The sequence below is a fragment of the Klebsiella pneumoniae complex sp. WS1778 genome (assembly GCF_049472055.1).
Lineage (GTDB): Bacteria > Pseudomonadota > Gammaproteobacteria > Enterobacterales > Enterobacteriaceae > Klebsiella > Klebsiella quasipneumoniae.
Genome location: NZ_JBKGTJ010000001.1, coordinates 317,125 through 326,132 on the forward strand (window position 1 = coordinate 317,125; position 9,008 = coordinate 326,132).

A 9,008-nucleotide genomic window follows, 5' to 3' on the forward strand; every position below is an offset into this window, starting at 1 on the left:
GCTATGTTCCTTGGTGTCGCAGGCTGGTTTTATGGATGATCACTAATAGCTCTAATATGAGTCACTTTTTAGTATAAAGTCAGGGTGTCATTACTTTACCTGGCTTGTAGCGTTGGTTCCCTAAAGTTTGACGATAAAAGGCCCTGTTAATACAGGGCCTTTCTGTATGTATTATTTATCAAAGAGGTAAGACATGTCAGAGATCACCGCATCTGAGCAAATCCGCCTGGATATTATCAAGAAAGTGAATTACGACACTGCAGCGGCGAAGTTAGCCATTGACTGGGTAGGCGACAGCTATCTGAAGTCTGAGCTATTTGCTGACTCTTTCGATCGTGTTTTCACGGAAAGTGAGATTGTCTCGAAGACCCGTAAGGCAATCCAGGAAGCGACCGAAGCGCTGGCGCTGTTTGATACTGCCGCTGAGCAGATCAGCTAAGGCATTACAGCAGGCGTTCATAGAGTGCCTGTGATAATGACCATCAGACAAATCGTCTGAGCTGACAGTTCAATCAATCACCAATTACCAGTTACACGGGGTAACTGACATCATTGTCTGTTTATCCCGGTGAATTTTGAAATACTCACTACTCTCATAACGTCTCTGCCTGCCAACACCAGAACGGCAGAGGTCAGTTAGCCGTATAGATGAACCTCTCCCGGGTGGCTCCTGAGAGATTCTTTATACGCTAGCTGGTAGTAACTAAAGGCCGCATATTTTTGCGGCCTTTTTCATCATTTGTAAAATGAAAGCCCTCAGGCGATTAACGATGCTCAGGACCATGGAAGTGATCTCCACCATGTCCGCCTCCATGGGGACCAGGGGGAAGGATACATCCTGAAAGTGACAGCGCACCACAGATCACAAAAACAGCAAGCATAATTCTTTTCATAATAACTCCTGAACTAAAGAGCCTTAATTCCAAAACATAAAAGTGAATATTTTATGGAGAATCAGTAATTCCTTTTTCTCCCTCACGTTAAATAGGAATAATCCATGGCAAAACCGGACTGGGGCGAGCTTCAGCAACGGTTCCTGTCCGATCATGCCGCAACCGGCGTATCACCGAAGGATTGGTGTGAAGCGCAGGGACTGAATTACGCTACCGCCCGCCGATACATCAAGAAACCCACTGCGCAAAAACCTGCGCAGAAGAAACTGCGCACTGCGCAAAAGGAAAAGTGCGCAGAAGAGTTGGTGGATGATGATGGCCTCACCGATCAACAACGTTCATTTGTCGCGGAATACCTGAAGGACAACAACGCCACACAGGCCGCTATCCGTGCCGGGTACAGCAAGAAGACAGCGAATGAACAGGGAGCAAGGCTGTTAGCAAAAGTTAGTATTGCGCAGGCCATTGCGCAGCAGCAGAAAGCATCCATTGTGCGCACGCTTGGAAGTGCCGATGAAGTGCTTGAGCAGATGTGGCGCCTGGCAACGTTCGACGCCAACCAGCTATCACAGTATCGCCGCGGGAGTTGTCGTTACTGCTGGGGCTTTGGTCATCAGTATCAATGGCGTGATGCCGTGGAGTACGAAGAGAAGCGACTCGAAGCGCTTGAGCGAAAACGTCGCGAGCCCGTAGATGTTGGTGGTTACGGTTACGACCACACCAGCGCACCTAACCCGGAATGCCCCCGCTGCAATGGTGATGGTGTAGGCCAGCCTTTCTTCGCCGATACGCGTAAGCTGGCGCCGGATGCTGCGCTTGCCTATTCCGGTGTGAAGCTTGGGAAGAATGGCGTAGAGATTACCGCTATTAGTCGCGAGCGAATGTACGAGGCGGTGATGAAACGGCTCGGCCTGGCTGATAGCGAGTTCGCCCAGCGTCTGCAGCTGATTGAAATTGAGCGCCGGCAGCTGGAGGTCGAAAAATTACGCAAAGAGCTGGCTGCTGATCCGGAGGATGACGAACCAACGCCAGTTGCAATCAATATCAACGTAGTCGATGCACGAGTGAGGGAAGAGGATGGCGATAGCACCGACGCTTAACATCCCTCAGGCCAAATTTCTTGCGATGCAGTACAAGTTTAAGGCCTACGTCGCCGGCTTCGGTTCCGGTAAGACGTGGGTCGGTTGTGGTGGCATCTGCAAAGGGATGTGGGAACACCCCAAAATCAACCAGGGTTACTTTGCGCCAACGTATCCGCAGATCCGAGACATCTTTTATCCCACTGTTGAGGAGGTGGCCCACGACTGGGGGCTGAATGTCAAAATCAACGAGGGGAACAAAGAGGTTCACTTCTACGCCGGGCGCCAGTATCGCGGCACGACGATCTGCCGCTCGATGGAGAAACCACAAACCATCGTTGGTTTTAAAATCGGTAATGCGCTGATTGATGAGCTGGACGTAATGCCCGCCAAAAAGGCGCAGTTAGCCTGGCGAAAAATCATTGCCCGTATGCGTTACAACGTAGCCGGTCTTCGTAACGGGATCGACGTCACCACGACACCAGAAGGCTTTAAATTCGTTTATCAGCAGTTCGCAAAGGCTGTACGCGATAAGCCTTCGCTCTCAACGCTGTACGGCCTGGTGCAGGCCTCGACGTTCGACAACGAAAAGAATCTGCCGCCGGACTATATCCCGTCGCTGATGGAGTCATACCCGCCGGAGCTGATCAAGGCTTATCTCCGTGGCCAGTTCACCAACCTTACCAGCGGGACGATTTACCATCAGTTTGACCGTAAGCTGAATAACTGCCGGGAAGAAGAGCAACCCGGTGAACCCCTGTATATCGGTATGGATTTCAACGTCGGGAAGATGGCCGGGGTTGTTCATGTGTTACGTCTGGGGCTTCCGTTTGCGGTTAATGAAATCGTTAAGGCTTACGACACCCCTGACATGATCCGCATCATCAAAGAACGGTTCTGGCTGTACGACGGCAACGATTATCGCAAGGTACGGGAAATCTATATTTACCCGGACGCTTCCGGCGATTCCCGTAAATCCAGCAATGCCAGCGCCACGGATATCGCTCAGCTTAAGCAGGCTGGCTTCAATGTGGTTGTTAATGCATCAAACCCGCCAGTGAAAGACCGCATCAACGCGATGAATGCCATGTTCTGCAATGGTAACGGTGAACGTCGCTACAAAGTGAATGTAAAGCGATGCCCGGTGTACACCGAGTCGCTTGAGCAACAGGTTTGGAGCGAAAACGGTGAGCCGGATAAAACGGCGGATAACGATCATCCCAACGATGCCGGTGGGTATTTCATTGTGAAGCAATTCCCGATTATCAAACCGACTGGAAAAGTCACCCAACTGCGGATGTAAAACCATGCCTGATATTTCAACGCCCAACCTCGACTATAACGACATGGTTGAGGCATGGGATATTAATGATGCGCTGATGGGCGGCACGCTGGAAATGCGCCGGCAGGGCAAGAAGTATCTCCCGAAATGGCCGAACGAAGATCCTGAAAGTTATAAGGAGCGTTTGGCTTCGGCAACGTTACTCCCTGCCTATGAAGAGGCCATTAAACAAAACATCGGACGAGTGTTTGCTGAGCCGACGGTATTGAGTGAGGATTCTCCTGAACAAATACGGGAGCTGTCGCCAGATATTGATATGGAAGGAAACCGGCTCGATGTCTGGGCACAGCAATTTTTCAGCATCGGATTCCAGTATGGTCTGGTACATGCGCTGGTGGATTTCCCGAAAATTGACCGGGAGGCAGTAAAAACTAAAGCCGACGAAAAAGCCGCGGGATCCCGCCCGTATGCCACGATGTTAAATCCTCGCCAGGTCATCGGCTGGAAATCGAAAGTGGTTAAAGGGAAGGTTATGCTGACCGATCTGCGTATCAGAGAGGTCATCATTATTGATGGCGACGATTACGGGCAAACGAAAGTTGAGCAAATACGCCATATTATGCCGGGCAAGGTTGAAATTTATCGCCGAAATAAAGGTGATAACGGCGAAAGCCAGTGGCAGATTCACGACGAGTGGGAAACCAGTCGCGATGATATTCCCCTGGTGACGCTTTACACGAAACGCACAGGCTTTATGCGCGGTTCACCGCCACTGCTTAATCTCGCCTTACTGAATATCAAGCACTGGCAGAGTCAGAGTGAACAGGACAACATTCTTCATGTCGCTCGCGTGCCGTTGCTGGTGGCTTACGGTCTGGCTGATGGCGAAACGTTGACGATAGGTTCTTCCTCTGCGACTCGTTTCGATGACCGACAGCGGCAGGGACTGGAATATGTCGAGCATACCGGGGCTGCGATTGAAGCCGGTAAGATTTCCCTTGAGGATCTGGAAAACCAGATGCGTCAGGCCGGCGCAAAACTGCTGCGAGCGGAAAACACATCGACTAAATCCTTAGACCAGACTCACGAAGAGCGGATGCAGGAGAATTCACCTCTTTACACCATGGCAAGCTCGCTTGAGGATGCGCTCGATAATATCCTGCAGATTATGGCGGAATGGCTGGGCGAGAAAGAAGGCGGCAATGTCGATGTACGCACCGAACTGGATGTTTCAGCCCAGACGTTTGATGCCGCAGCTGCAACAGCTGTTCAGTCGCTCCGCCAGGGTGGTGATATACGTCAGGTCGATGCGGTTCGCGTTCTTCAGGCGCTGAAATTTATCGACCCGGACGCGAAACCTGAAGAGGTGATCGACGAACTGAGGAACCAGCAGGTGACGCTTGTCGGCGGCCTGAATAATCCAGGTGGTTGAGATGGCGACGGCGAATGAGAAACTCAGTGACGAAAGCCTGGCTCATGCGATTTGGGTGAGTCAGTACAGCACCGGTGTCGCGAACAGGATGATAAAAATCCTGAATGACAGCGATGCAGAGCTTACGGCCAGGCTGCTGGTGGCGATAGATACCCTCGATGCGGAAAGTTTCACGGTGTCGAGGCTAGAATCTCTTCTGGTCAGCGTCAGGGCGTTAAATCGTGATGTGGTTCAATCGATGAGCGAAAGCCTCGCCGGCGAGCTGCAGGAACTGGCGCAGCATGAGGCAGGCTATCAGATGAGCCTGTTTCAGTTCGCTATCCCCGACGATGTTCTGGCGCTTCATCCGCTGGTGGGAATCTCCCCTGATGCTGTGTATGCGGCGGCGATGGCCAAGCCATTTCAGGGACGCCTGCTCAGTGAATGGGCTGATAGCCTTGAAGCCGATCGCATGACGCGCATCAGTAACACGGTGCGGCAGGGATTCCTGCTGGGCGATTCGCATGAACAAATCGCCAGAAAGGTGCGTGGTCATGCTAACCGTGGCTATCAGGATGGCGTGCTGCAGATGAGCAGGGCCAACGCCGGCAGCATTGCCAAAACAGCTGTAGGGCATCTTGCGGCGACGGCGCGAAAGAGCTTTGCGGATGCTAACGACGACATTCTGAAGGGTAAGCAGTGGTTATCCACTTTGGATAACCGGACATCAAAGGATTGTCGGATACGCGACCGTCTCAAATACACCCTGGATAACAAGCCTATCGGCCATAAGGTGCCGTATCTGCAGGGGCCCGGGAAAATCCATTTCTGCTGCCGCAGCGTCGAAACCTACATCCTGAAATCGTCTGATGAGCTGGGTATTGCTGTTGGGCAAATATCAGATAGCTCACGTGCCAGCATGGACGGGCAGGTGCCTTCGGATACCGATTATCAGGTCTGGTTCTCGCGCCAGTCGTTCACGCGACAGTCACAGATCGTTGGCGTAACCCGGGCCCGGCTGATTCGTGACGGAGGTATGTCGCCCGATGACTTCTACAACGACAAGGGCGAATGGCTGACTCTGGAGCAACTTCGTAACCTGGATGCTCAGGCGTTCAGTAACGCCAGACTTTAAAGCTTTTTAAGTCTTCAATCAGGCTGCCTCCGGGCGGCCTTTTTTATTGCCGTGATCCGGATGGTGAGCGGTGCAACGGTCGGATGACCCCGAAAAGGTAACCACATGAAACTGAAAACAGTCGAATTTAACGGCAAAAGCTATGCAGAAGTCGATTCCAGCGGTTTACCCGTCTACGTCCACGATGACGGCCAGGAAGTTGGTTTTGATGCTGTGCAGGCCGTTGGAAAAATCTCCTCTCTGAATGGCGAGGCAAAATCTCATCGTGAAGCCAAAGAAGCCGCTGAAGCCGGTCTGGCTAAGTTTGCCAAAATCGGCGATCCGGCAAAGGCGCTCGAAGCGCTGGAGATGATGACTAAAATCGACCAGAAAAAACTGATCGACGCAGGCGCCGTTGATCAGGTTAAAGCGGATATCACCAAATCATTCCAGGCCCAGCTTGATGAAGCTACTCAGCGTGCGACGACCCTTGAAGGCCAGCTTTATCAGGAAATGATCGGCGGCCGGTTCTCTGGCTCGAAATTCATCGCAGATAAAGTAGCAATTCCGGCAGATATGCTTCAGGCGCGGTTCGGTCAGTCCTTTAAAGTCGAGGACGGCAAAGTCGTTGCCTATGATGGCTCTGGCAACAAAATTTATTCCCGCTCGAAGCCGGGCGAACTGGCGGCCTTTGATGAGGCGCTGGAGTTCCTGGTGGAGCAGTACCCGCAGAAAGACCACATTCTGAAGGCCAGCGGTAACCAGGGAGGCGGCTCACGGCAGTCTCAGCATTCACTCGGGCAGAAAACGATGAAACGCGATGCGTTTACCAGTTTGAGCCCGACAGATCAGCAATCAACTCTCAAAGACGGTATCACCATCGTCGATTAATTCTTTGCCAGTCGCCGGATGGCAGCTGGTGCCGGAGCTGGATAGCTCAACCAACCCTATATTTTAATCTCCAAGGAATCCATACACATGGCTAATACGCTTACCGGGTTGATCCCGACTATCTTCACAGCTCTGGATACCGTATCTCGCGAACAGGTCGGTTTTATCCCGGCTGTATCGCGCAATGCGAAAGCTGATGCGGCGGCGAAGGACCAGACTGTTACTGCGCCGGTTGCTCCACCGGCAACCACTGTTGATATTACCCCGGGGGCTACTGCGCCAAATGACGGCGACCAGACGATCGGCACCGTTGATGTCAAAATCACCAAATCCAAAATGGCCCCGGTCAAATGGAACGGTGAGGAACAACTGGCACTGGGGCCCGCAGGGACATACAACACCATCCTCGCTGATCAGTTTAAGCAGGCTTTTCGCGCGCTGGCTAACGAGATGGATGCAGATCTCGCGGCTCTGTATTTCGCATCCTCCCGTGCTGTTGGTACGGCCGGCACCGCTCCTTTCGGTATTGCAGGTGATTTGTCGGATGCGGCCAATGCGCGCCAGGTTCTCTCTGACAACGGTTCGCCAACAACTGATCTGCAGATGGTTCTCGGTTCTTCGGCTATCGCAAACCTCCGCGGTAAACAGTCTGTTCTGTTCAAAGTAAACGAATCCGGTACTGATGCGCTTCTGCGCGAAGGTATCGTGGGGCGACTGGAAGGTTTCAATATCCACGAATCCGCACATGTTAAGAAACGCGCTGCATCTCCGGCTGCCGGATACCTGGTGAATGGAGCAAAAGCTGAAGGCGATATTCTGATTGCCATTGATACCGGCACAGGTGCTTTTGCAGCAGGTGACATCGTGACGTTTGACGGGGACAGCAATAAATACCTTGTTGCTGCTGCGACGGCCACAGCAATCACCCTGGCTGCTCCTGGCTTACGTCAGGCACTGGCCGACAACACCGCTATTACCGCTGGTGGCGCCTATACCGCAAACATGGCGTTTGATCGCAATGCATTCCTGCTTGCATCCCGAACCCCGGCAATGCCGCAGGGCGGCGATACCGCGGATGATGTGATGAACGTTACTGACCCGGTATCTGGCATCACTTATCAGGTAGCACTGTACCGCCAGTATCGCCAGGTGCGTTACGAAGTCGGTTTGTCCTGGGGCGTAGCGGCAGTTAAGTCGGCGCACTCAGCGTTGTTGCTGGGCTGATAAACAGGGGCTTCGGCCCCTTTTTTTAGTGGAGGGCTTATGGCCGGATTAACCAAAGAGCAGCGTGCTGAACGTGCTGCAGCAAAACTTGCGACCGCGCAGGTTGATGCCAATGCTCCTGAACAGCAGGAAAAGCAGGAAAAGCAGGAAAAGCAGGAAAAGCAGGAAAAGCAGGAAAAGCAGGAACAGCAGGAACAGCAGCTGGTGGCGATGGTTACCGATTTCCCAGTATTCCCGGGAGCGCCCAATACCGCCAACGTTCACCCTGATGAAGTGGAGAACTGGAAGGCGCACGGCTGGAAAGAAATGGAGTGATGCATGATCACTTTCACCACCGTTGAAGACGTCAATTCGATTCTCGGTGCCACCTGGACAGATGAAAGCAAAAAAGCCAAATCTGTGCTGATGGCCAATACCTGGATGAATGGACTTAACCTGAAACTGCCGTGCAATAAGGCAACTCACGAAACCATTATTCCTGACGATGTGAAACAGTCTGGCGCCTATGCAGCGCTGTCGGCGGCAAATGGCGGGCTGTATCAGCAGAAAATTGATTCGGGGGTATTGCTGAGTAAGACGGTTGACGCTGACGACGTTTCTGTTTCAAAGACCTTCGCAGAACTCGCTACCAACAGCTCTGCATTGCTTGATTCTGACCTGCAGCTGGCGCTGGCCATGCTTAAGCCCTATGGCGCTAGTCAGTCACAGGTGCGGCTGGTGAGGGGGTGATATGGGCATTCGTGACGAGTTGCAGACCGATGTCGCCGCAGCCTTCGATACAGACCTGCAGGATGCCGTTAAGGATTTCACTGGGTCATACACCGTTCGAGGTGCCTGGGACCCGGTGACGGAAACCGGCATTGAAACGCAGGTGACTTACTCGGGGCGTGGAGTGCTGGCGCGTTATAAACTGCGCCGTATCGATGGCGTTAACATTCTGCATGGTGACGTGAAGCTAACCGCCCTGGTCAATGAGGTGACTGACATGCCGGCAGTCGGGCATATCATCACCGCACCGGATTCTATTACGGGTGAGCTTCAGCGTTACGAGATCATCACCGCTTCTGCCGACTCTGCTGGAGCTGCGTACTCCATTCAACTGCGGAGGGTGTGA

Annotated in this window: 10 protein-coding genes; all 10 read left to right on the top strand. The window is 52.7% G+C overall.

What is annotated here, in order from left to right; genetic code table 11:
- Positions 1-193: 193 nt before the first annotated feature.
- The 10 genes from ACLEXF_RS01660 to ACLEXF_RS01705 all read left to right on the top strand — a co-directional run bounded on the left by ACLEXF_RS01660 (position 194) and on the right by ACLEXF_RS01705 (position 9,008).
- A complete protein-coding gene (locus ACLEXF_RS01660; protein ID WP_038421382.1) occupies positions 194-439 on the top strand; it encodes a DUF2560 family protein in 246 nt (81 codons plus the stop codon).
- A 558-nt stretch (positions 440-997) separates the two neighbouring features.
- Entirely contained in the window at positions 998-1,993 is a 996-nt protein-coding gene (locus ACLEXF_RS01665; protein WP_038421381.1) for a terminase small subunit, read from the top strand.
- Positions 1,971-3,275, top strand: a complete 1,305-nt coding sequence (locus ACLEXF_RS01670; protein WP_423265703.1) for a terminase large subunit domain-containing protein — start codon at positions 1,971-1,973, stop codon at positions 3,273-3,275. Before ACLEXF_RS01665 ends, ACLEXF_RS01670 begins: the two co-directional genes overlap by 23 nt.
- A 4-nt stretch (positions 3,276-3,279) precedes the next feature.
- A complete protein-coding gene (locus tag ACLEXF_RS01675; protein ID WP_142484353.1) occupies positions 3,280-4,686 on the top strand; it encodes a DUF4055 domain-containing protein in 1,407 nt (468 codons plus the stop codon).
- A 1-nt stretch (position 4,687) separates the two neighbouring features.
- Complete coding sequence (locus tag ACLEXF_RS01680; RefSeq protein WP_423265704.1) at positions 4,688-5,800, top strand: phage minor head protein; 1,113 nt, start codon at positions 4,688-4,690, stop codon at positions 5,798-5,800.
- A 105-nt stretch (positions 5,801-5,905) separates the two neighbouring features.
- Positions 5,906-6,670: a DUF6651 domain-containing protein gene (locus tag ACLEXF_RS01685; RefSeq protein ID WP_423265705.1), complete on the top strand. Its 765-nt coding sequence runs from the start codon at positions 5,906-5,908 to the stop codon at positions 6,668-6,670.
- Between the two features lie 87 nt (positions 6,671-6,757).
- Positions 6,758-7,894, top strand: coding sequence for a P22 phage major capsid protein family protein (locus tag ACLEXF_RS01690; RefSeq protein WP_004184463.1), 1,137 nt, complete (start codon positions 6,758-6,760; stop codon positions 7,892-7,894).
- 39 nt (positions 7,895-7,933) lie between these two features.
- Positions 7,934-8,209: a hypothetical protein gene (locus tag ACLEXF_RS01695; RefSeq protein ID WP_423265706.1), complete on the top strand. Its 276-nt coding sequence runs from the start codon at positions 7,934-7,936 to the stop codon at positions 8,207-8,209.
- Positions 8,210-8,212: 3 nt separating this feature from the next.
- Positions 8,213-8,623 carry a protein singed gene (locus ACLEXF_RS01700; RefSeq protein ID WP_423265707.1) on the top strand — a complete coding sequence of 137 codons (411 nt, stop codon included), beginning with the start codon at positions 8,213-8,215 and terminating at the stop codon, positions 8,621-8,623.
- Position 8,624: 1 nt separating this feature from the next.
- A complete protein-coding gene (locus ACLEXF_RS01705; RefSeq protein ID WP_423265708.1) occupies positions 8,625-9,008 on the top strand; it encodes a glutamate 5-kinase in 384 nt (127 codons plus the stop codon).

Excerpts from the sequence above, each read along its gene's own strand:
- ACLEXF_RS01665 (WP_038421381.1), top strand. The coding sequence starts at position 998 with ATGGCAAAACCGGACTGGGGCGAGCTTCAGCAACGGTTCCTGTCCGAT.
- ACLEXF_RS01675 (WP_142484353.1), top strand. The coding sequence starts at position 3,280 with ATGCCTGATATTTCAACGCCCAACCTCGACTATAACGACATGGTTGAG.
- ACLEXF_RS01700 (WP_423265707.1), top strand. The coding sequence starts at position 8,213 with ATGATCACTTTCACCACCGTTGAAGACGTCAATTCGATTCTCGGTGCC.
- ACLEXF_RS01690 (WP_004184463.1), top strand. The coding sequence starts at position 6,758 with ATGGCTAATACGCTTACCGGGTTGATCCCGACTATCTTCACAGCTCTG.
- ACLEXF_RS01695 (WP_423265706.1), top strand. The coding sequence starts at position 7,934 with ATGGCCGGATTAACCAAAGAGCAGCGTGCTGAACGTGCTGCAGCAAAA.
- ACLEXF_RS01685 (WP_423265705.1), top strand. The coding sequence starts at position 5,906 with ATGAAACTGAAAACAGTCGAATTTAACGGCAAAAGCTATGCAGAAGTC.
- ACLEXF_RS01660 (WP_038421382.1), top strand. The coding sequence starts at position 194 with ATGTCAGAGATCACCGCATCTGAGCAAATCCGCCTGGATATTATCAAG.
- ACLEXF_RS01705 (WP_423265708.1), top strand. The coding sequence starts at position 8,625 with ATGGGCATTCGTGACGAGTTGCAGACCGATGTCGCCGCAGCCTTCGAT.
- ACLEXF_RS01670 (WP_423265703.1), top strand. The coding sequence starts at position 1,971 with ATGGCGATAGCACCGACGCTTAACATCCCTCAGGCCAAATTTCTTGCG.
- ACLEXF_RS01680 (WP_423265704.1), top strand. The coding sequence starts at position 4,688 with ATGGCGACGGCGAATGAGAAACTCAGTGACGAAAGCCTGGCTCATGCG.